This is a genomic window from Streptomyces sp. NPDC043726 (assembly GCF_056436565.1).
Window position 1 is genome coordinate 251996 of the sequence record NZ_JBWKCI010000004.1, and the last position, 21231, is coordinate 273226.

A 21231-nucleotide genomic window follows, 5' to 3' on the forward strand; every position below is an offset into this window, starting at 1 on the left:
GAAATCAGCCCCAAATGGGGTCTCCCGCTTCCCCTGCGGGCGCCGCCCCCCAGATCGGGTCTCCGTACTGCTCGGTCGAGGAGACACCGCTCTCGGTCACGGCCGACGAGCTGCCCGCACCGACACCGGCGAGGACCAGGCCCAGAGCGACGACCGCGGCGCGCAGCAGATTCTTGCCCATGAAAAGAATTCCCCCTCGGAATTATGAATTCCTGAACGATCCGAACGATTCCCCGGTCCGGCTCCCCTCGCCGCCCGGTGATTGAATTCTTGCTGAGCGGCCCTGCGCATCACCAGCGAAAAGGAATGCAGGGACCTGCGCTGGCAGGGTGCTGACAGCGGAACTGGATCACCCGTTTTCGGCTCGCCCCACCCCGGTAAGCCCTCTCCACCCACCTGAGCTGCACGGTCGCCTCGGCCCCGCACACCGGGACATCGCCCCCGCGCCGGCCGTCCCCCGCGCCCCGCACCTGCCGCCGCCTGCCGGAGCTCCAACCCCGGCGGCGGGTGCAGCATGATGCCATCCCGGCACGCGACACCTGGGGGTCCGGAGACCTGGCACACACCTGACACGGCCTCAGTCCGGACAAAAAAAAGATCCCGCCCGATCTACCGATCGGACGGGATCTCATCAACTGCCCTGATTCCTCAGGAGCAGTTGTTGCGGTGGACCTGAGGGGATTTGAACCCCTGGCCCCCTCGATGCGAACGAGGTGCGCTACCGGACTGCGCCACAGGCCCTTGCAACGAGTGAAACTCTAGCATCCCGATCCGCCCGCTTGGAAATCCGTTCCCCGCCGGCCTCCGGGCCCCCTACTCGTTGGCCGCCCGCGGCCGCCCGCCGTCCTCGTACTGGTCGAACAGCGGCGTGCGTCCGCGCTCGCGCGCCCGCCGGGCGGACGCGGCCCGGCGGGCGTCACTGCGCCCGCCGCCGTCCGCCCTCTCCTCACCGTCGGCCGCCTCCGCATGCTCGGCCGCCCCGGCGCGGGGCTCCGCCGCCTCACGCTCCGGCGCGACCGCACTGGACCGCGCCGAGCTCCAGGCGTCCGGCGCCCCGAGGTCCACATCGGCGGTGGCCCGCGGCGCGACCGGAGCGGTCACGTAGGTCGGCAACGGCACCGGCACCGGATCCCAGCTCTCGCCCTGCCCCGGCCTGCGCTGCCGCTCACGCTGCTGGTCGACCCACTCGGCGTGGTCGGTCTGCTCCACGAGCGCCCGCCGGTCCGCGGCGAGCGCCGACAGTCCCGGGTCGGACTGGGGCCCGCCACCTTCGTCCGGCTCCTCTGCGTCCGCGCCGGCGTCGGCGTCCGCCCGCCGGCGCGGCTGGCGCGCGCGCTCCCTGAGCCGTTGCGCGGCGGCTTCCGCGCGCCGACGGTCCATCTGGTACGCGAAGCGGCGGCGCTCCTGGGAGCGCAGGTAGGCGATGTATCCACTGAGCAGCACGGCGGGCACGCCGGGCGCCCACAGGAACGCGAGCCCCCCGACGGCCGCGACGATCGCGCCGAGCGTGAAGGCGAGGAAGAGCATCACCGTGGTGCGCCGACGGCGCGCGAGGACCTTCGTGCGCCGGGCGCGCGCCGCGGCGGCCTCCGCGCTGGGCGAGGGGGGCGTGCGCCGTGCGGCGGGCACTGGTTTCTGCGCCGCCTGCGCCTTCTGTGACTTGTGCGCCGGGGCGGGACCGGGTTCGGGCTCCGGCGCGGGGGCGTGCGCGCGCGCCGGTTCGGACCGCTCCTGCTCCTCCGTGCGCGCCTGCACCACCACCTGGGCCTGCGGGCGCGTCGGGGGCATGGCGAAGGCCCGGACGTCCACCGATGCGGTGACGCCGTCCGGGGCGTCGGCGCTGGGCTCCCCCTCGTCGGCGGAGCGCGCGCGCAGGTCCTTGGCGTACCGACGCTCCATCCCGGCCCGTCCGGACAGCAACCGGATGGCTGTGCTGAAGCGTTCCGTCGGACGGGCCTCGTTCAGCTCGTCCTGCCTACGGAGCCACATCGGCACCAAGTAGGCGGCCCAGGCCCCGACGATGACTGCGTAGATGAGGCCGCTGCTGCTCACGCCTCACACGGTAGAGGGGTTTGTGTGAGGCCATCCGCCAATTGAGCCGGTGTGTCGCACGATCTGGCTGATATTTCGAAATTTTTTTGTGACCGATGCGATCAGCAGGCCGCAGAGGCGGCGAATTCAGCGCTCCGAGACGGTCACGAGCCGATCAATATCGAACACTTATTCAATTTCTCGGCTACCCGGGATTCCCCGGGGTGTTGTGCGCGTTGCGCGGGCCGTCGTGCGTCCTGCCCTGGGATCGTGCCCGGTGCCAGCGGTTCAGCAACCCGTCGTGCGACTCCTCCGCGGTGAGCGCGAACACGAGGTGGTCCCGCCAGGCCCCGTCGATGTGGAGATAACGCGGCCGCAGCCCTTCCTCGCGGAATCCGAGTTTCTCCACCACCCGGCGGCTCGGCCCGTTCTCCGGGCGAATGCAGACCTCGACGCGGTGCAGTCCGACGGTCCGGAAGCAGTGGTCGACGACGAGCGCCACCGCCGTCGGCATCACCCCGCGGCCCGCCACCGCCTCGTCGACCCAGTAGCCGACGTGCCCCGAGCACATCGAACCCCAGGTGATCCCGGCGACCGTCAACTGTCCGACGAGCCGTCCCTGGTACTCGATGACGAACGGCAGCATGCGGCCGGAGTTCGCCTCGGAGCGCAGGTGGCGGACCATCTGGCGGTAGGTCGGCCGGTGCGCGATCGGCCCGCTGGGCGTGGGCGGCGGAATGGTCGCCTCCCAGGGGCGCAGCCAGTCCCGGTTGCGCCGGTTGACCTCACGCCACGCCCGTTGGTCGCGCAGCGTTATCGGCCGGAGGACGACATCGCCGTCCGCCAGCACGACGGGCCAGGACGGGCTGTTCAGCTCGCACCCCCACTGCCGGCGCCGGGTCTGGGGTGATCGCCGCCGCGGATCTGGTCGACGGCGTGCGCCAGCAAGGGCTCCAGGACGGCGAGCCCGTCCTTCACCCCGCCGGTGGAACCCGGCAGATTGACGATCAGCGTGCCGCCCGCCACTCCGGCGAGGCCCCGGGAGAGCGCGGCGGTCGGCACCTTCTCCCGTCCGAACGCCCGGATGGCCTCCGCGATGCCCGGCACCTCGTAGTCGATCACCCTGCGGGTCGCCTCGGGTGTGCGGTCGGTGGGCGAGACACCGGTGCCGCCGGTGGTGACGACGACGTCGTAGCCGGCGTCCACGGCGGCTCGCAGCGCGGCCTCGACCGGGTCGCCGTCGGGGACGACCTGCGGCCCCTCGACGGTGAAGCCGAAACCCAGCAGCCCCTCGGCGATCAGCGGGCCGCCCCTGTCCTCGTAGACACCGGCGGAGGCGCGGTTGGAGGCGGTCACGACCAGCGCGCGGCGCGCCCCGGCGGTCACGCCCGGCTCCAGTCGCCGGACTTGCCGCCCGTCTTCTCCTCCACGCGTACGTCCGTGATGACCGCTCCCTTGTCGACCGCCTTGACCATGTCGATCACGGTGAGCGCGGCGACGGAGACCGCGGTGAGGGCCTCCATCTCGACGCCCGTGCGGTCCGTGGTCTTCACGGTGGCCAGGATCTCCACGGCGTCGTCCGCGACCGACAGATCCAGTTTCACACCCGACACCGACAACGGGTGGCACAGCGGGATCAGGTCCGGGGTGCGCTTGGCGCCCATGATGCCCGCGATCCGGGCGGTGGCCAGCGCGTCGCCCTTGGGCACGCCCTCGCCCCGCAGCAGCTCGATCACCCGGGGCGAGACCAGGACGCGCCCGCTCGCGCGAGCGGTACGCGCGGTCACGTCCTTCTCCGATACGTCGACCATGCGGGCGGCACCCGCGTCGTCGATGTGCGTCAGTCGGTCCTGCGTACTCATGCTGTGTGGCGCTCCCGGTCCGGGCCCCTCGCGGTGCGGCGCTGGGCCTGCTGTGCGCGACACGGTACCGCCAAGTCGGCGCGCGCACCGGAGCAGGACCGGCCCGCGGACCGGCACGCGCGTGCGGGCTCAGCCGAGCAGCACGACTTCGACGTCGGCGCCGGGCTCGACGGACTCCGTGTCCTCGGGGACGACGATCAGCGCGTCGGCGTGCGCGAGGGCCGCGACCAGGTGCGATCCGGCGCCGCCGACCGGGGTGACGGCTCCGTCGGCGTACGTCGCGCGCAGGAACTGTCTGCGCCCCTTCGGCGAGGTCAGCGCCTTGTCCGCGGTGAGCGTCGCGGTCGTGCGCGGCCGGTGGACGTCCTCCAGCCCCATGAGGGTGCGGATCGCGGGTCGCACGAACATCTCGAAGGAGACGTACGACGACACGGGGTTGCCGGGGAGGGCGAGCAGCGGGGTGTGGTCGGGGCCGATGGAGCCGAAGCCCTGGGGCTTGCCGGGCTGCATGGCGAGCTTGCGGAACTCGATGCCACTGCCCGCCTCGTCCTCGTCGGCGACGGACTCGAGCGCCTCCTTGACGACGTCGTACGCCCCGACGCTCACGCCCCCGGTGGTCACCATGAGGTCGGCGCGCACCAGCTGGTCCTCGATGGTCGAGCGCAGCGTCTCGGCGTCGTCGGCGACGGCGCCCACGCGGTAGGCGATGGCGCCGGCGTCCCGCGCGGCCGCCGTGAGGGCGAAGCTGTTGGAGTCGTAGATCTGGCCGCTGCGCAATTCCTCGCCGGGCTGGACGAGTTCGCTGCCGGTGGACATTACGACCACGCGCGGGCGGGGGCGGACGCGTACCGTCCCGCGGCCGATCGCGGCGAGCAGGGCGATCTGCGGCGGGCCGAGGACGGTACCGGCCTCCAGGGCGCGGTCGCCGGCCTTCACGTCACTGCCCTTCGCGCGCACGTGCGCGCGTGCCTCGGCGGGCCGGTACACGTGCACCTGCCCGGACGCGCCCTCGGGCGCGAGGCTGCGGGCGCGCATCCCGGCGACGGGGCCCTCGCCGAGTCCCCCGTCGGTCCATTCGACGGGTACGACGGTCTCGGCGCCGGGCGGCAGCGGGGCACCGGTCATGATGCGGGCGGCCTGGCCGGGGCCCACCTGGAGCAGTTCCGCCTGACCCGCCGCGACGTCCCCGACGACCTCCAGGACCGCCGGGAACTCCTCGCTCGCGCCCGCGACATCGGCGACCCGTACCGCGTACCCGTCCATGGAGCTGTTGTCGAACGGCGGCAGGGACACCGGCACCGTGACGTCGTCGACCAGGACGCAGCCCTGGGCGTCGAGCAGTTGCAGCTCGATGGGTTCGAGGGGGCGGACGGTCGCGAGGATGTCCTCCAGGTGTTCGTCCACCGACCAGAGGTGGTCCTGGCCGGTGGTGCGGGGCGCGGCGCTGCTCAAAGTGGCTACATCTCCTCGGCTACGTAACTGCGAAGCCAGGTCCGGAAGTCCGGTCCCAGGTCTTCACGTTCGCATGCGAGTCTGACAATGGCACGCAGGTAGTCGCCACGGTCCCCGGTGTCATAGCGGCGGCCCTTGAAGACGACGCCGTGCACGGGGCCGCCGACCTTCTCGTCCGCGGCGAGCTGCTGGAGGGCGTCGGTGAGCTGGATCTCGCCGCCGCGGCCCGGCTCGGTCTTGCGCAGTATGTCGAAGATGTGCGGGTCGAGGACGTACCGGCCGATGATCGCGTAGTTCGACGGGGCGTCCGCGGCGTCGGGCTTCTCCACCATGCCGGTCACCTTGACGACGTCGCCGTCCTCGGTGGCCTCGACCGCCGCGCAGCCGTAGAGGTGGATCTGCTCGGGAGCGACCTCCATGAGCGCGATGACGCTGCCGCCGCGCTGCTCCTGGACCTCGACCATGCGCGCGAGGAGCGGGTCGCGGGGGTCGATGAGGTCGTCGCCGAGCAGGACGGCGAAGGGCTCGTGACCGACGTGCGGGGCCGCGCACAGCACCGCGTGGCCGAGCCCCTTGGGGTCGCCCTGGCGCACGTAGTGCATGGTGGCGAGGTCGCTGGACTCCTGGACCTTGGCGAGCCGTTGGGCGTCGCCCTTCTTCTGCAGCGCGGACTCGAGTTCGTAGTTGCGGTCGAAGTGGTCCTCGAGGGGGCGCTTGTTACGGCCCGTGATCATGAGGACGTCGTCGAGGCCCGCGGAGACGGCCTCCTCGACCACGTACTGGATCGCCGGCTTGTCGACGACCGGCAGCATCTCCTTGGGAGTGGCCTTGGTGGCCGGCAGGAACCGGGTGCCGAGGCCCGCTGCGGGGATGACAGCCTTGCTGATCCGAGGGTGCGACTGAGTCATGCCCGCAACCTTATCCGGTGCCTTTGTAGGGAATCTGTGGCTCCGGTTAATTGGCTCTCATATGAGCGCATTGGAAGGGTACGGGTACGACCAGTGAGTCACTTCGGACGTCCGGCTGAGCCTGACAAGCGAACGTTGCGGCGAGAGTTCCTCACGGTGAGAAGCAGGTTGACGGCCGATGACGTGCAGGCGGCGTCGCTCGCGCTGGCGGCGCGCGCGCTCGCCCTGCCCGAGCTGGCGCGTGCGCGCACGGTGGCAGCGTACGTCTCGGTGGGGAGCGAGCCGGGCACGCTCGCGCTGCTGGACGCGCTGCGCACGCGGGGCGTGCACGTCCTGCTCCCCGCGCTCCTGCCCGACAACGACCTCGACTGGGGCGCGTACACCGGCGAGGACTCCCTCGCGCGGGTTCAACACGGCGGCAGGATGGCCCTCTTCGAGCCCGTCGGCGAACGCCTCGGCCCGGACGCGGTGACCACGGCGGACGTGGTGCTGCTGCCCGGGCTCGCGGTCGACGCGCGCGGCATGCGGCTGGGGCGCGGCGGGGGCTCGTACGACCGCGTGCTCGCGCGACTGGAACGCGCGGACGCCCGTCCCGCGCTGGTGGTGCTGCTCTACGACACGGAGGTCGTCGCGCGCGTCCCGGCGGAGGCGCACGACCGGCCGGTGCACGCGGTGGTGACGCCGTCGGGCGTACGGCGCTTCCCCGCGACCTGAGTCCTCGCACCCGCCCCCCTCACGAGCGAAGGGGCCCTCCACGCGCGCGTGGAAGGCCCCTTGACGCCGTTCGCCGTCAGTGGCTCACGGTTTGAGCACCAGGGTGTCGCTCGTGCTCTCCTCGACCGCGTTCTTGGAGAAGGACCAGTCCAGCAGCTCGCCGTCGGCCCACTTGTCCGTCTGGTCGGTGTAGTGGGCGTTGTAGGCGTGCCCGGAGGCGCCGGTGAGGTTGATCCACTTCGACTTGTCGAGGTCGCCGAGGTTGACCACCATCCGCATCGACGGCACCCAGATGACGCCGTAGCCGCCGGCGGCGTTCCAGCCGGTGGCGTTGACGGTCGCCTCGCCGCCGCTGAGCTTCCAGGGGCCGCGGTTGAGCGCGTACCGCAGGAAGCCGGGACCCTCGGTGCCGAGGGTCTGGTTCTTCAGGAACAGGCGGTGCAGCCGGCCCCAGCTCCAGGTGTCGATGTCCTTGCCCAGCTTGGCGGTCAGCTCCCAGCGGGCGTCGATCATGGCCCGCTCGAACAGTTCGTCACGGTTGTCGGCCGCGGGACGGGTGCCTGACTTGGGCGTCTTCCACCAGTCGCTGTCCTCGTCGTCCATGAGGTTGCGCACGACCTCGAACCAGCGGTCGCCGCCGTCCGGCTGGGCCTGGTCGGCGTCGCGCTGACCGCACTCGCGGACCTTCTCGGTCTCGTCCGCCGGCCCGGTGGTGTTCACCGGGTCGACCCACAGGCACTGGCCCTTGACCCGCAGCTCCTTGGGCAGCTTGTTGCCGAAGGAGAGCTTGAGGATGTTGCGCCAGACCGAGTTGAAGTAGGCGGCGGCCGCCGAGTCGGCGTCCTGGGTGTAGTCCCAGCCCTCCAGCAGCTTCTGGGCCTCGCGGACGTGCTTGTCGTCGATGTCGAGCTTCAGCAGCTTCGGCACCAGCAGCTTGGCGATCTCGCTGCTGTTGTCCAGCTGCATCTGGCGCATGTCGTCGGTGGAGACCTTGCCGCCGTCGTCGATCTTCGACTTGATCAGGTCGGTGATGCGCTGGCTGCGCGTGCCGTAGCCCCAGTCCTCGGTGAGCGTGTAGGGGTACTTGTCCTTGTCGATCACGGCCTGGTTGGCGGTGACGATGTACCCGCGCGCGGGGTCGAACTCGAAGGGCAGCTCTTCCTTCGGGACGTAGCCGGTCCAGCGGTACTTGGAGTCCCAGCCGGGCTGCGGGATCGTGCCGTCGACGCCCTCCGCGCGCGTGGGGATCTTTCCGGGCAGGGTGTAGCCGATGTGGCCCTCGGTGTCGGCGTAGACCAGGTTCTGCGAGGGCACGTCGAACAGAGCGGCGGCGGAGCGGAAGTCTTCCCAGTTCGCGGCCTTGTCCATGGCGAAGACGGCGTCCATGGAGGTGCCCGCGTCCAGGGCGGTCCAGCGCAGGGAGATGCCGTAGCCGTCACCGCGGTCGGGCGCGGAGGCGTCGACCTCGGCCTTCTTGCCGACCTTCACCAGCTCGTCGCTGCGGTCGGAGAGCAGCGGACCGTTGTCCGTCTCCCGGACGACGATCTTCTTCGGCTCGCCGCCGGCGACCTTGATGGTCTCCTCGCGCGTGGTGAACGGCTTGACCTTGCCGTCGTACAGGTAGCCGTCGCCGGTCAGCTTCTCCAGGTAGAGGTCGGTGACGTCGACTCCGGAGTTGGTCATGCCCCAGGAGATGTTCTTGTTGTGCCCGATGATCACACCGGGCATACCGGCGAACGTGTAGCCCGTGACGTCGTACTGGCACTTGCTCGACAGGCTGCGGCAGTGCAGGCCCATCTGGTACCAGACGGACGGCAACGACGCCGACAGGTGCGGGTCGTTGGCCAGCAGGGGCTTGCCGGTGATGGTGTGGTCGCCGGAGACGACCCAGGAGTTGGAGCCGATGCCGTTGCCGTTCACGCCGACGGCCGTCGGCAGGTCCTCCAGGACGCCGTAGAGGCCCGAGAGCTGGCTCTGCAGGCCCGTGGTGCCGCTCGTGCCCGTGGTGGTGCCCTCGGCGGACGTGCCGGCCGTTGAGGTGCCGTCGGTGGACGCGCCGCCGGTGGAGGTGCCGTCGGTGGAGGTGCCGTCGGTGGAGGTGGCGTCGCCCTGCTCGTACGTCCCGGTCAGCTCGTCGTACTGGCCCTCCTGGACGATCGCCTTGTTGCGGTCGTACGGGTACTGGGGGTAGAGGTCCTCGATCTGCTTCGGGCCCAGGCGGCTGGTCATCAGCGCCCGGTCGATCTCGTCCTCCATGTTGCCGCGCAGGTCCCAGGCCATCGCCTTCAGCCACGACACGGAGTCGACCGGGGTCCACTCCGCGGGCTTGTAGTCGTTGGCGAAACCGAGGGCGGCGTACTCCAGCGAGAGCTCCTCGCCCTCTTTGCCCTCCAGGTAGGCGTTGACTCCCTTGGCGTAGGCCTGGAGGTACGACTTGGTGGCGTCCGACAGCTTGCTGTCGTACTCCTCCTTCGCGATCCGGTCCCAGCCCAGGGTGCGCAGGAACTCGTCGTTGTCGACCTGGCTCTTGCCGAACATCTCCGACAGGCGCCCGGAGGTCATGTGACGGCGCACGTCCATCTCGTAGAACCGGTCCTGCGCCTGGACGTAGCCCTGCGCCATGAACAGGTCCTCGTCGGAGGAGGCGTAGATCTGCGGGATGCCGTAGCCGTCGCGCTTCACGTCGACCGGGCCCGACAGGCCGTCCAGCGTGATCGAACCCTTGGTCTGCGGGAACGAGGCGCGCACCGTACTGATGGACCAGTACGCCCCGTACGCGACGCCTCCGATCATGGACAGCACGAGGACGAGGACGATCAGACGGGCTCTGCGCCCCTTCTTCCTGCCGGACTTGCGGGGCTGCTGACCCGTAGAGGCGGTGGTGTTGGGGGGCATCGCTGTCCTTGCTGTCCTAACGCGAGCGGCAGGCGGGCTTATCCATTTGACTGAGCGCTGGAGCAACCATAGGCGCAGGGCCCGGTGCCACTTGACGCGGAGTGGGGAACCAGCGCGCACGAGCGTTCGATCATGCCCGGCGAAGCGTCAAGAAATCGTCAAGAGTTAGGTAAGGTAACGAAGTAGTTGGGTGCGGAGTTCCACCACTTCGTGTCCTATGTACGTGAGCTCACGCGCGTGTGCCCGTGAGCCAGGGAAGGGAACGGCCGCTGACTGTCCACGACCTCAACCAGCTCCTGCTCGTCTGCTCGCTCGTCCTGCTCGTCGCCGTCGCAGCGGTCCGGATCTCCTCGCGCAGCGGGCTCCCCAGCCTGCTCGTGTACCTGGGCATCGGCGTCGTCATGGGCCAGGACGGTATCGGCGACATCAAGTTCGACAATGCCGAGCTGACGCAGGTCATCGGGTATGCGGCCCTGGTCGTCATCCTGGCCGAGGGTGGTCTGGGCACGAAGTGGAAGGAGATCAAGCCGGCCCTTCCCGCCGCCACCGCGCTGGCGCTGGTGGGAGTCGCGGTGAGCGTCGGCGTCACGGCGACGGCGGCGCACTACCTCACCGGCATGGAATGGCGTCAGGCGCTCATCATCGGAGCCGTCGTCTCCTCGACCGACGCGGCCGCGGTCTTCTCCGTACTGCGGAAGATCCCCCTCCCCGCGCGCGTGACGGGCACGCTGGAGGCGGAGTCCGGCTTCAACGACGCGCCCGTGGTCATCCTCGTCGTCGCCTTCTCGCACGCCGGTCCCATCGAGCACTGGTACGTGCTGGTCGGCGAGATACTGCTGGAGCTCGCCATCGGCGCCGCGCTCGGCATCACGGTGGGCCTGCTGGGCTCCTGGGGCCTCAGGCACGTGGCACTGCCCGCCTCCGGCCTCTACCCGATCGCCGTGATGGCCATCGCCGTCGTGGCGTACGCCGCGGGCGCCATGGCCCACGGCAGCGGCTTCCTGGCGGTCTACCTCGCCTCGATGGTGATGGGCAACGCCAAGCTGCCCCACTGGCCGGCCACGCGCGGGTTCGCCGACGGACTCGGCTGGCTGGCCCAGATCGGCATGTTCGTCCTGCTCGGGCTCCTGGTCACCCCGCACGAGCTGGGCGACGACATCCTGCCCGCGCTCCTCATCGGCCTGGTGCTGACGATGATCGCGCGCCCGCTCAGCGTCCTGCTCTGCCTCACCCCGTTCCGGGTGCCGTGGCAGGAGCAGACGCTGATGTCCTGGGCGGGCCTGCGCGGCGCCGTCCCCATCATCCTGGCGACGATCCCGATGGTCGGCGGCGTCGAGGACAGCCGCCGGATCTTCAACGTCGTCTTCGTCCTGGTCGTCGTCTACACCCTCGTCCAGGGCCCGACCCTGCCCTGGCTCGCCCGCAAGCTGCGGCTCGGCGAGGACGCGGAGGCCGCCTCCGACCTGGGCATCGAGTCGGCCCCGCTGGAGCGGCTGCGGGGGCACCTGCTGTCGGTGGCGATCCCCGCGGGCTCGAAGATGCACGGCGTCGAGATCAACGAGCTGCGCCTGCCCGCCGGGGCCGCCGTCACCCTGGTCGTGCGGGAGGGCACATCGTTCGTGCCGCTGCCGACGACGGTGCTGCGCCGCGGGGACGAGCTGCTCGTGGTCGCCACGGATCCGGTGCGGGACGCCGCCGAGCGGCGGCTGCGAGCCGTGGGACGCGGAGGCAAGCTGGCCGGGTGGCTGGGGGCGAACGGGAACGGCGGACCCCGGAACCGGGGGGCGGGGCCGGGCGGGCGGCGCTGAGCGAGGGCCGATAAGGGCGTTTTTCGCCCTGTTCGCTCCCCCTTCATTCACAGGCGCTCCGGCACTGTGGTGCTCGTTTTCACAGGTACACATGCCGTTGATCCCTGTACGATGAAGGCGCACCTTGATCGAACCAACTCTGCCTGACGCAGAGCTGGCGCGACCGTATGGCGGCCGCGACGCCCTCCTCAGTGGGCGCCGGTATCTACCGCAGTTCCGCGCAAGAGGACAGCTCTCGGCGGTGTCCCCCATCTGCAGGGACCGCGCTACCAGGCGGCAGAAAGGCACGGGCCGTGGAATCCACGGTCACCACCGAGCCGTCGACCACCCCGTCGGCCTCCTCCCGCCCGGGATACGGACAGCTGCTGCGCACCCGCGGCGCCTGGACGTTCCTGCTCCCCGGCTTCGCGGCGCGCCAGCCGTTCGCGATGCTCACGATCTCCATCGTGCTGCTCGTGCAGCACACCACCGGCTCGTACGGCGCCGCGGGCGCCGCGGCGGCCGTCACCGGCGTCTCCATGGCGCTGTTCGCGCCCTACAGCGGGCGCCTCGCCGACCGGTACGGACAGCGCGCCGTCCTGATCCCCGGTGTGCTGGTGCACACGCTGGCGGGTCTGACGCTGACGGCGCTCGCCCTCGCCGACGCCCCCCTGTGGGCGCTGTTCGCGGCGGCCGTGCCCACGGGTGCCTCGGTTCCGCAGGTCGGCCCGATGGTCCGCGCCCGCTGGGGCGTGAAGCTCCAGGGCTCGCCCCTGATGACCACCGCGGCGGCCTTCGAGTCCGTCACCGACGAGCTGACCTTCGTCCTCGGCCCGCTGCTCGCCACCGCGCTGTGCACCGCCGTCGACCCGGCCGCCGGTCTGGTCACGGAGGCCGCGCTGACGCTGGTGGGCGGTCTGCTGTTCGCCGCGCAGAAGAGCACGCAGCCCTCCGTCACCCTCGACGGGCACGCACGCGTGAAGCAGGTTTCCGCGCTGCGCGTTCCCGGCGTGCGCGTGCTGATCGTGACCTTCCTGGGCATCGGCTCCGTCTTCGGCGGCATGCAGGTGTCGCTGGCGGCGTTCACCGAATCGATCGGCGAACCCGGACTCAACGGCGTCCTGTACGGCGTCTTCGCCGCCGGAAACATGATCTCCGGCATCGCCTGCGGTGCCATCGCCTGGAAGATCGCCCCGCAGCGGCGCCTGGTCGTCGGCTACGCAGCCCTCGCGCTGGCCGCGTCCGGACTGTGGGCCGCGCACTCGGTGCTGGTCCTGGCCGGCCTCGGCCTGCTCGTCGGCATGTGCATAGCGCCCGCCCTGATCACCGGCTACACGCTGGTGGAGGGCCTGGTCCCGGCCGGGGCGCGCACCGAGGCCTTCACCTGGCTGACCGGCGCGGTGGCGCTGGGCCAGGCGGCCGCCGTCACGGTCGCCGGACAACTGGAGGACCGCTTCTGGGGCGGTGCCGGATTCCTGGTGCCGATGGGCGGCACGCTGCTCGCCCTCGCCACGCTCCTGGCGCTGCGGTCGCGGCTGGCGGCGCGCCCCCGCAGCCGTACCGTCGCACGTGGCGTCGGTCACCGCACGCCGGTGACGGTGGACTGATCCCGAGGAATACGTCACTATGGACCGTCGTTAGCACTCATTGAGTGAGAGTGCCAGGAGGAAGACAGTGCCGACCTACCAGTACCAGTGCACCGAGTGCGGCGAGGGCCTCGAGGCGGTGCAGAAGTTCACCGATGACGCTCTGACCGAGTGCCCCAACTGCAGTGGCCGCCTGAAGAAGGTGTTCTCCGCGGTCGGCATCGTCTTCAAGGGCTCCGGCTTCTACCGCAACGACAGCCGCGGCTCCTCGTCGAGCAGCTCGCCGGCGTCGTCGTCGAAGTCGTCGACGTCCTCCACGTCGTCCTCCTCGTCGTCCTCGGACTCGAAGCCGTCGAGCTCGGGCACCTCGACCAGCAGCAGCTCCGCCGCGTAGCACTTCGCTTCCGGGACCCCGCCGTCGCAGGACGGCGGGGTTCTCGGCGTTTCCCGCAGCCCCTCTCTGCGGCGATCGGCCGCCAGCTAGGGTGACCGCATGGCGAACGCAGAGATCGGTGTAATCGGCGGCTCCGGGTTCTACTCGTTCCTCGACGACGTGACCGAGATCCAGGTGGACACCCCGTACGGCGCGCCCAGCGACTCCCTCTTCCTGGGCGAGATCGCCGGCCGCCGGGTCGCCTTCCTGCCCCGGCACGGACGGGGGCACCATCTGCCGCCGCACCGGATCAACTACCGGGCCAACCTGTGGGCGCTGCGTTCGGTGGGGGTGCGCCAGGTCCTCGGCCCGTGCGCGGTCGGCGGTCTGCGGGCCGAGTACGGTCCGGGCACGCTGCTCGTGCCCGATCAGCTGGTCGACCGTACGAAGTCCCGCGCGGGCACGTACTTCGACGGGCTGCCCCTGCCCGGCGGCGCCGTGCCCAACGTGGTGCACGTGTCGCTGGCCGACCCCTACTGCCCGGCCGGACGGGCCGCCGCGCTGAAGGCGGCGCGCGGCCAGGACTGGGAGCCCGTGGACGGCGGCACGCTGGTCGTGATCGAGGGGCCGCGCTTCTCCACCCGTGCCGAATCGTTGTGGCACCAGTCGCAGGGCTGGTCCGTGGTGGGCATGACCGGTCACCCCGAGGCGGCGCTCGCCCGCGAACTCGAGCTCTGCTACACGTCGATGACCCTGGTCACGGACCTGGACGCGGGCGCCGAGACCGGCGAGGGCGTCTCGCACGACGAGGTGTTGCGGGTGTTCGCCGCGAACGTGGACCGGCTGCGGGGCGTGCTGTTCGACGCCGTGGCCGCGCTGCCCTCGACCGAGGAGCGCGACTGCCTGTGCACCTCCGCGCTCGGCGGGATGGACCCGGGATTCGAGCTGCCGTAGGGACGCGGGACCGGAGCGGACCGGAGCGAATCGGAGCGGACCGGACCGGATCGGACGGCGGAAGCTCCCATTCGGGTGAGGGAGTTGTCCACAACCCCTCGGTCGTCCACCGGCCTCAGCGGGCGGCGGCGCGAAGCCTCATCGTGGGCCTCGCAAGCCGTTCCCTCGTGGCAGGTGGTGGTTCCCCGTGTCCTTCGGTCCGTCCCCTACTCCCTCTCCCTCCTCACCCGCGTCCGCCCCTCCCCTCACCCCGCGCCGGCTCGGCACGGACGCTCCCCCGACCTGCGAGGTGCCGCACTTCGCTCCGGTGCGGGTGCGCGGCGGACGGTTCCGGCTGCGCCGGCTCGTCCGGCATCGACGGCGGGCCGTGGCCGCGGGTCTCGCGGTCACGGCGGCCGCGCTCGTGGCGGCGGGCCCCCGAGACGCCGACCGGGCGCGCGGACATCCCGCGGCGGAGCCCGGACGCGAGCGGCGCGCCGTCCAGATGGTGACGGCGCCGGTGCGGATCGCCGACGGGGCGACGGTACGGCTGTTGCGCCCGGGTGACCGGGTCGACGTCATCGCGGCCGAGGAGACTGCCGCGGGCGGCGACGCCCATGTGGTCGCGCGCGGCGCGCGGGTGACGAAGGTGCCGGAGGCGCTGGGCGACGCGGTGGACAGTGGCGCGCTGGTCGTGCTCACGGTGCCGCGCTCCACCGCGGCCCGTCTCGTGGGCGCGAGCGCGACGGCACGACTGGCGGTGACGCTGTGCTGAACCGCGTGTTGCGGCTTGTGCGTGACTGGGTGTCAAGTCGCTCTTTCGAGCTATCGGATTGGACAGAATGGCTCAGCGCTGACGTAGGTTGCGGAGCGATCTGTTCCACAACTTGCGCGTACGAGGAGAGTCCCCGAGGTGAGCGAGAAGAAGGAACCGAGCCTCCTGGACGGCTTCAAGGCCTTCCTGATGCGCGGCAACGTCGTCGACCTGGCGGTAGCGGTGGTCATCGGCGCCGCCTTCACCAACATCGTCAACTCGGTGGTGAGGGGCGTGATCAACCCGCTCGTCGGGGCGATCGGCACCAAGAACCTCGACAGCTACAGCTCGTGCCTGAAGGGCCCGTGCGAGAAGGCCGCCGACGGCACGGTCACGAGCGGCGTGATGATCCTGTGGGGCTCGGTCCTCGGCGCGACGCTCTCCTTCGTGATCACCGCGGCGGTGGTCTACTTCCTGATGGTGCTGCCGATGGCGAAGTACCTGGCCCGCCAGGAGGCCCGCCGCAAGGCGAAGGAAGGCACCCACGAGGTCATCGAGGTGACCGAGCTGGAGGTGCTGAAGGAGATCCGCGACGCGCTGGTCGCGCAGCGCGGCCCGGGGCGCGAGGGGTCGTAGCGACGCTCGAAGGGGCTGTGCGCGCGGGCGCACGCTGGGCCCGCGCTGGGCCCGCGCGGGCTCAGATGTGGTGGGGCGGCTTCTCGTCGAGGAAGCGCTTGAGGTCGGCCGCGCTGTCGCCCGTCCCGCTCGGCCGCTCGCCCCACCCGCGGTCGGTGTCGTCCGAGGACTGCTGGTCCAGGGGATCGTCGAAGATCAGCGCGGCCTTCGGCTCGCGCGGCTCGGGGGTGGGGGCGGTGTCCATGCCTCAAGAGTACGGCCCTGGCGCGGACCCCCTCGCGCGAAGAGGTTCACAAGAAAATCGGCGCCCCATCTGTTGTGCTTGGTCACATGACGTCAAGCTCGTCCCCTTCCTCCAACGCACCCGCAAGCCGGGGCCCCCTGCGCACGCTCAAGGCCCGCGCCCGCGGCGAGGGGCACCGCGCGGCCACTCCGCTCGAGCTCTTCTTCGACCTGTGCTTCGTCGTCGCCATCGCCCAGGCCGGCGTGCAACTCGTGCACTCCGTGGCCGAGGCGCACACCGGCGAGGGCATCCTCAACTACGCGATGGTCTTCTTCGCCATCTGGTGGGCGTGGATGAACTTCACCTGGTTCGCGTCGGCCTACGACAACGACGACGTCCTCTACCGGGTCGTCACCCTGGTGCAGATCGCCGGCGTGCTCGTCCTGGCGGCCGGGGTCTCCAAGGCGTTCGAGGACCACGACTTCCTGGCCGTCTGGCTGGGTTACGTGATCATGCGGCTGGCGATGACGGCCCAGTGGCTGCGTGTGGCGCGCTCCGCGACGGGACCCGAGAGAACCACGGCCCTGCGTTATGCCGGCGGGGTGTTCCTGTGCCAGATCGGCTGGCTCGGGCTGGTGATCCTGCCCGAGGGAGCACGGGCCTGGCTGTTCCTGGTCATGGCGATCCTGGAGATGTGCGTACCGGCGTACGCGGAGAAGGCCCACGCGACGTCCTGGCACCCGCATCACATCGCCGAGCGGTACGGCCTGTTCACGATCATCGTGCTCGGCGAGACGATCGCCGCGGCCACGGTCGCCGTGAAGACCGCCCTCGACGAGAACGAGGCGCTGGGCGACCTCCTGCCGATCGCCGCGGGCGGGCTCCTGATCATCTTCTCGGCCTGGTGGATCTACTTCGTGGTGCCGATCCACGGCCATCTGCGCTCCAACCGGCAGTCCTTCCTCTGGGGCTACGGCCACTACCTGATCTTCGCGTCGGCGGCCGCGATCGGCGCCGGCCTGGAGGTCGCGGTCGAGCAGACCGTCGGCAAGGCGCACATCTCCACGCTGGCCGCCTCGGCCGCGGTGACCCTGCCGACGGCGCTGTACCTGCTCATGGTGTGGGCGCTGCACTCGCGGCACTTCAAGGTGGGCATCGCGCAGCAGCTGGTACTGCCGACGACGGCACTGCTCGTCATCGCCTGTTCGTTCCTCGGCGACTGGGCGGTGCTCGCGGCGGGCGTCGTCTCAGCGCTGGCGGTGGCGGCCGGGACGACGCTGACGGCCCGTATGACCGCGCGCGGGAACAGAACAGCCTCCTCGGAGGCGACGCCGGCCGGCTGACGTCACCGGCGTGCGCGCCGGCTGGACGACACTGGCCCCATGACAGCTGACGCATTGACGGACGTCGCCGGTCTGCGGGTGGGACACGCCACGCGGACCGGCGACGGTTGGCTCACCGGCACCACTGTCGTCCTCGCTCCGCAGGGCGGGGCCGTCGCCGCGGTCGATGTGCGGGGCGGCGGGCCCGGCACCAAGGAGACCGACGCCCTCGACCCGCGCAACGTGGTGCAGAGGGTCGAGGCGATCGTCCTGACCGGGGGCAGCGCGTACGGACTGGACGCGGCCTCCGGCGTGATGGCCTGGCTGGAGGAACAGGGGCGCGGCGTGCGCGTCGGGCCGGATCCGGCGCATGTCGTGCCCGTGGTCCCCGCGGCGTGCGTCTTCGACCTGGGGCGGGGTGGCGACTTCCGGGCCAGGCCGGACGCGGCGACGGGGCGGGCGGCGGTCGAGGAGGCAGCGGCGAGCGCCGTCGGCGCCGGCGTACGGGAAGGGTGCGTGGGGGCCGGTACGGGGGCGGTGCTGGGGGCGCTCAAGGGCGGGGTCGGGACGGCGAGCGTGGTGCTCGACTCGGGGATCACCGTCGGCGCGCTGGTGGTGGCGAACGCGGTGGGGAGCGCCCTGGATCCGGAAACCGGTGTGCTGTACGGGGAGTTGTACCAGGGGCGCGTGGAGTATCCCGAGGCGCGCGTTCATGAGGCAGCGCGCCTGCGCCTCGCCGAGACCGCGGCCAGGAACACGCCTCCTCCGCTGAACACCACGCTCGCCGTGGTCGCGACCGACGCCGAACTCTCCAAGGCGCAGGCGCAGAAGCTGGCCGGGACGGCGCACGACGGCATCGCACGCGCTGTGCGGCCGGTGCACCTGCTCAACGACGGCGACACGGTGTTCGCGCTGGCGACCGGGGCGCGCACGCTCGACGCCGGGAGCCCGCTCGCGCTCAACGAGATCCTCGCCGCGGGCGCGGATGTGGTGACGCGCGCGATCGTGCGCGCGGTGCGCGCCGCGGAGCCGGTGGACGGGACGGGTGGGGCCTGGCCGTCGTACGGGGAGTTGTACGGGGGCGGCGGGCGGTCCTGAGGGGGCGCGGGGCGCACCCAACGGCCGTACACGTCACGTCGATCGGGCACGCCCCGCCCGCCCCGCGGCCCGCCTCTCCCGCCGCCCTCACCCCACCCCGCTCCCGAATGTCCCGGTTCTGTCACGTGATGGCGTTCATGGCGAATGGAGGGAACCCGACCCGTTGCGGATTCCCTCTCTCTGCACGCACCGGATCGGACCACGCACATCACGCGAACTTGGAGCAGCCTGTGACAACGCCGGACAAAGCAGCGCGGCGCGCACTGGGGACCTGTGCCGTCCTGATGGTCGGCGCCCTCACCCTCACCGCTTGTGGCGGGAGCGCCAACGCCAAGAACGACGACGACAAGGGTGGCGGCGGCTCGGCCAGGACGTCGGCCGCGAAGATCGTGATCTCGGCGAAGAACGGTTCGTCGGGCGCGTCGATCAACTCCACCGGCGTGAAGGTCAGCGGCGGTGACCTCACTGACGTGAAGATGACGGTGGCGGAGACGGGGCAGGCCGTTCCGGGGGCGATAGCGGCGGACGGCGGGAGCTGGAAGCCGAAGGAGCAGCTGGAGCGCGGGACGAAGTATGAGATATCGGCGAAGGCGAAGGACGCGGACGGGAAGACCACCGCGGCCGAGTCCAGCTTCACGACGGTCACGCCGGAGAACAGCTTCATCGGGACGTACACGCCGGACGACGGGACGAAGGTGGGCGTCGGGATGCCGGTGTCGTTCACCTTCGACAAGGCGATCAGCGACAAGAAGGCCGTGCAGTCGGGCATCACCGTCACGTCGAGCAGTGGGCAGGAGGTCGTGGGCCACTGGTTCGGGGGGCAGCGGCTCGACTTCCGGCCCGAGGAGTACTGGAAGGCCGGCTCCAAGGTCACGATGAAGATCGACCTGGACGGGGTCGAGGGCGCGAACGGCGTCTACGGGGTGCAGAAGAAGACCGTGACCTTCACCATCGGGCGTTCGCAGGTCTCGACGGTCGACGTGAAGACGCAGACGATGACGGTCACGCGGGACGGCAAGACGCTCAAGTCGGTGCCGATCTCGGCGGGCAGCGCGGAGTTCCCGACGTACAACGGGCAGATGGTGATCTCCGAGAAGCTCGTCCAGACGCGGATGAACAGCCAAACGGTGAACCTCGCCGACGCGTACGACATCCCGGACGTGCCGCACGCGATGCGGCTGACGACGTCGGGGACCTTCCTGCACGGCAACTACTGGTACAACAAGGGCAATCCGCCCTTCGGCCGGCAGGGGACCAGCCACGGCTGCGTCGGGCTGCAGGACGTGCGGGGCGCGCAGGGCGACACGACGGCGAAGTGGTTCTACGACAACTCGCTGATCGGCGACGTGGTGATCGTGAAGAACTCCCCCGACAAGTCGGTGGCGCCGGACAACGGACTCAACGGATGGAACTTGCCGTGGAGCGAGTGGACCGCGGGAAGTGGCGCCTGAGCAGGGACTTCTGACGGTTCGTAGGGCCGCGCGGGAACCATCCGCGCGGCCCGCGCGTTTTACGTGCGTACGTTTTCTCGGTTCCCGGACATGATGTCCGACCGAGGGGCTACGGTATGCACCCACAAGGTGACATGCAGCAACGCCGGGAGAAGCCTTGAGCGTTCCGTACGAGACGGCAGCGTACGAATCCCATGAGTCGCCGGAGTCTCCGGAGGAGCACCTCGCGCGACTGCTCGGCCGCGCCCTGAACTCCTTCGAGCTGCCTGACGAGGTGATAGGGCGGCTCGACTGCGCGCTGGCGCACGACAGTTCGCTGCACTCCGCGCACCACAGCGCGGGCCGGCACCGCGAGACGTACCGGCACACCTGGCTGCTCGCCGACGGCTCGGCGCTCACCCTGTGGGAGCTCGTGCACAACACCGCGCCGGGCAGCGCCCCGCAGCACGAGGTGTACGCCGACGAGGAGGAGCTGCGCGCCGCCACCGCGCGCCTGCCCCTGCCGCCGGACGCGCCGGACTTCGAGCTGCCGGTGACGGTCCAGTTGTCGCCGGTGCACGCGCCGCGTCACACGTACGTGCCGGACGACTCCGCCGACCACGCGCGCCGGCTCCTGCGCCGCGCGGAGAATCCCGACCGGCCGGGCTCGGACACCGCCGCGCTGCTGACGACGGCGTTCGCGCACCAGATCACACAGGCCTTCGGGCGCCCGTGCCGGGCGGGGCGCGCCGGGCTGTGCTTCTCGCTCTACGAGCACGCCTTCCTGCTGCGCGACGGCGAGGAGATCTCCCTGTGGGAGGTCGAGCACACGGCGACGCCGGACGGGCGGCACATGTGCGAGGTGTACGTCAGCGAGGACGCGGCCCGGGACGCGATGGAGCGGCGGGCGGCGCAGAGGTCGTAGCGCTCAGCGGCCGTCGCTGAGCTGGCGCACCAGGCCCGCGAACGCGTCCTGTTCGGCCGGGGTGAGCTGTACCGACTCCAGGTGCGGGCCCGCCTGTCGCTGGTGCGGGAGGGCGTGCAGGGCGGGGCCGTTGGGCCACTGGGCCGCGGTGGGGCGGGCGGCGCGCAGGACGCGGGCCAGCCCGATCACCCAGGCGACGGTCAGCAGGGCGAGCAGGCCGACGCCCAGCAGCTGGAAGATCGAGACGTGCTCAGGCATGCGCCCCAGTACACACCACGGTCCGGGACTTTGACCCCGGACCG

The 21231-nt window shown here is 71.0% G+C and carries 21 protein-coding genes and 1 tRNA gene; 11 read left to right on the forward strand and 11 right to left on the reverse strand.

What is annotated here, in order from left to right; translation table 11 throughout:
* Positions 1-4: 4 nt before the first annotated feature.
* The 8 genes from AC068Z_RS13390 to galU form a co-directional block, all read right to left on the reverse strand.
* Positions 5-181, reverse strand: a complete 177-nt coding sequence (locus AC068Z_RS13390) for a hypothetical protein (protein ID WP_478554737.1) — start codon at positions 179-181, stop codon at positions 5-7.
* 486 nt (positions 182-667) lie between these two features.
* Positions 668-741 (reverse strand) — tRNA-Ala (locus tag AC068Z_RS13395).
* A 72-nt stretch (positions 742-813) separates the two neighbouring features.
* Positions 814-2052: a divisome protein SepX/GlpR gene (gene sepX / locus AC068Z_RS13400; RefSeq protein WP_478554738.1), complete on the reverse strand. Its 1239-nt coding sequence runs from the start codon at positions 2050-2052 to the stop codon at positions 814-816.
* 184 nt (positions 2053-2236) lie between these two features.
* A complete protein-coding gene (locus AC068Z_RS13405) occupies positions 2237-2881 on the reverse strand; it encodes a GNAT family N-acetyltransferase (RefSeq protein WP_478554739.1) in 645 nt (214 codons plus the stop codon).
* A gap of 20 nt (positions 2882-2901) precedes the next feature.
* The gene (locus AC068Z_RS13410; RefSeq protein ID WP_478554740.1) at positions 2902-3417 is read right to left on the reverse strand and encodes a MogA/MoaB family molybdenum cofactor biosynthesis protein; all 516 of its coding nucleotides are present in this window, start codon (positions 3415-3417) and stop codon (positions 2902-2904) included.
* Entirely contained in the window at positions 3414-3893 is a 480-nt protein-coding gene (gene moaC, locus AC068Z_RS13415; protein ID WP_478554741.1) for a cyclic pyranopterin monophosphate synthase MoaC, read from the reverse strand. The genes AC068Z_RS13410 and moaC overlap by 4 nt, the downstream gene beginning before the upstream one ends.
* 129 nt (positions 3894-4022) lie before the next feature.
* Positions 4023-5345, reverse strand: a complete 1323-nt coding sequence (glp, locus tag AC068Z_RS13420) for a molybdotransferase-like divisome protein Glp (protein ID WP_478554742.1) — start codon at positions 5343-5345, stop codon at positions 4023-4025.
* Positions 5346-5350: 5 nt separating this feature from the next.
* A complete protein-coding gene (gene galU, locus AC068Z_RS13425) occupies positions 5351-6253 on the reverse strand; it encodes a UTP--glucose-1-phosphate uridylyltransferase GalU (protein WP_478554743.1) in 903 nt (300 codons plus the stop codon).
* 93 nt (positions 6254-6346) lie between these two features.
* Here galU and AC068Z_RS13430 point away from each other — a divergent pair, with 93 nt between their 5' ends.
* Complete coding sequence (locus tag AC068Z_RS13430) at positions 6347-6967, forward strand: 5-formyltetrahydrofolate cyclo-ligase (protein ID WP_478554744.1); 621 nt, start codon at positions 6347-6349, stop codon at positions 6965-6967.
* Positions 6968-7051: 84 nt separating this feature from the next.
* Here the strand turns inward: AC068Z_RS13430 and AC068Z_RS13435 are convergent, their stop codons facing one another.
* Positions 7052-9862: a penicillin acylase family protein gene (locus AC068Z_RS13435; RefSeq protein WP_478554745.1), complete on the reverse strand. Its 2811-nt coding sequence runs from the start codon at positions 9860-9862 to the stop codon at positions 7052-7054.
* 239 nt (positions 9863-10101) lie between these two features.
* Here AC068Z_RS13435 and AC068Z_RS13440 point away from each other — a divergent pair, with 239 nt between their 5' ends.
* From AC068Z_RS13440 to mscL, 6 genes are all read left to right on the forward strand, one after another.
* On the forward strand, positions 10102-11670 hold the full coding sequence (locus tag AC068Z_RS13440; protein ID WP_478554746.1) for a potassium/proton antiporter: 1569 nt from the start codon (positions 10102-10104) through the stop codon (positions 11668-11670).
* A 293-nt stretch (positions 11671-11963) separates the two neighbouring features.
* Complete coding sequence (locus tag AC068Z_RS13445) at positions 11964-13256, forward strand: MFS transporter (protein WP_478554747.1); 1293 nt, start codon at positions 11964-11966, stop codon at positions 13254-13256.
* Between the two features lie 67 nt (positions 13257-13323).
* Positions 13324-13629 carry an FmdB family zinc ribbon protein gene (locus AC068Z_RS13450; protein ID WP_478554748.1) on the forward strand — a complete coding sequence of 102 codons (306 nt, stop codon included), beginning with the start codon at positions 13324-13326 and terminating at the stop codon, positions 13627-13629.
* Between the two features lie 99 nt (positions 13630-13728).
* Entirely contained in the window at positions 13729-14562 is an 834-nt protein-coding gene (locus AC068Z_RS13455) for an S-methyl-5'-thioadenosine phosphorylase (protein WP_478554749.1), read from the forward strand.
* Between the two features lie 187 nt (positions 14563-14749).
* On the forward strand, positions 14750-15316 hold the full coding sequence (locus AC068Z_RS13460) for a hypothetical protein (protein WP_478554750.1): 567 nt from the start codon (positions 14750-14752) through the stop codon (positions 15314-15316).
* Positions 15317-15454: 138 nt separating this feature from the next.
* Positions 15455-15931 (forward strand): large conductance mechanosensitive channel protein MscL, encoded by a 477-nt coding sequence (gene mscL, locus AC068Z_RS13465; RefSeq protein ID WP_478554751.1) that lies wholly within the window; start codon positions 15455-15457, stop codon positions 15929-15931.
* A gap of 61 nt (positions 15932-15992) precedes the next feature.
* Here the strand turns inward: mscL and AC068Z_RS13470 are convergent, their stop codons facing one another.
* A complete protein-coding gene (locus AC068Z_RS13470; protein WP_478554752.1) occupies positions 15993-16175 on the reverse strand; it encodes a hypothetical protein in 183 nt (60 codons plus the stop codon).
* Between the two features lie 86 nt (positions 16176-16261).
* Here AC068Z_RS13470 and AC068Z_RS13475 point away from each other — a divergent pair, with 86 nt between their 5' ends.
* From AC068Z_RS13475 to AC068Z_RS13490, 4 genes are all read left to right on the forward strand, one after another.
* Positions 16262-17497: a low temperature requirement protein A gene (locus AC068Z_RS13475; protein ID WP_478554753.1), complete on the forward strand. Its 1236-nt coding sequence runs from the start codon at positions 16262-16264 to the stop codon at positions 17495-17497.
* 39 nt (positions 17498-17536) lie between these two features.
* Positions 17537-18574 (forward strand): P1 family peptidase, encoded by a 1038-nt coding sequence (locus tag AC068Z_RS13480; protein WP_478554754.1) that lies wholly within the window; start codon positions 17537-17539, stop codon positions 18572-18574.
* Positions 18575-18804: 230 nt separating this feature from the next.
* The gene (locus AC068Z_RS13485) at positions 18805-20025 is read left to right on the forward strand and encodes a L,D-transpeptidase (RefSeq protein ID WP_478554755.1); all 1221 of its coding nucleotides are present in this window, start codon (positions 18805-18807) and stop codon (positions 20023-20025) included.
* 157 nt (positions 20026-20182) lie between these two features.
* On the forward strand, positions 20183-20929 hold the full coding sequence (locus AC068Z_RS13490) for a DUF6227 family protein (RefSeq protein WP_478554756.1): 747 nt from the start codon (positions 20183-20185) through the stop codon (positions 20927-20929).
* Between the two features lie 3 nt (positions 20930-20932).
* Here AC068Z_RS13490 and AC068Z_RS13495 read toward each other — a convergent pair whose 3' ends face one another.
* Positions 20933-21187 (reverse strand): hypothetical protein, encoded by a 255-nt coding sequence (locus AC068Z_RS13495; protein ID WP_478554757.1) that lies wholly within the window; start codon positions 21185-21187, stop codon positions 20933-20935.
* Positions 21188-21231 lie beyond the last annotated feature (44 nt).

Excerpts from the sequence above, each read along its gene's own strand:
- AC068Z_RS13390 (WP_478554737.1), bottom strand. The coding sequence starts at position 181 with ATGGGCAAGAATCTGCTGCGCGCCGCGGTCGTCGCTCTGGGCCTGGTC.
- moaC (WP_478554741.1), bottom strand. The coding sequence starts at position 3,893 with ATGAGTACGCAGGACCGACTGACGCACATCGACGACGCGGGTGCCGCC.
- galU (WP_478554743.1), bottom strand. The coding sequence starts at position 6,253 with ATGACTCAGTCGCACCCTCGGATCAGCAAGGCTGTCATCCCCGCAGCG.
- AC068Z_RS13435 (WP_478554745.1), bottom strand. The coding sequence starts at position 9,862 with ATGCCCCCCAACACCACCGCCTCTACGGGTCAGCAGCCCCGCAAGTCC.
- AC068Z_RS13455 (WP_478554749.1), top strand. The coding sequence starts at position 13,729 with ATGGCGAACGCAGAGATCGGTGTAATCGGCGGCTCCGGGTTCTACTCG.
- AC068Z_RS13470 (WP_478554752.1), bottom strand. The coding sequence starts at position 16,175 with ATGGACACCGCCCCCACCCCCGAGCCGCGCGAGCCGAAGGCCGCGCTG.
- AC068Z_RS13475 (WP_478554753.1), top strand. The coding sequence starts at position 16,262 with ATGACGTCAAGCTCGTCCCCTTCCTCCAACGCACCCGCAAGCCGGGGC.
- AC068Z_RS13480 (WP_478554754.1), top strand. The coding sequence starts at position 17,537 with ATGACAGCTGACGCATTGACGGACGTCGCCGGTCTGCGGGTGGGACAC.
- AC068Z_RS13495 (WP_478554757.1), bottom strand. The coding sequence starts at position 21,187 with ATGCCTGAGCACGTCTCGATCTTCCAGCTGCTGGGCGTCGGCCTGCTC.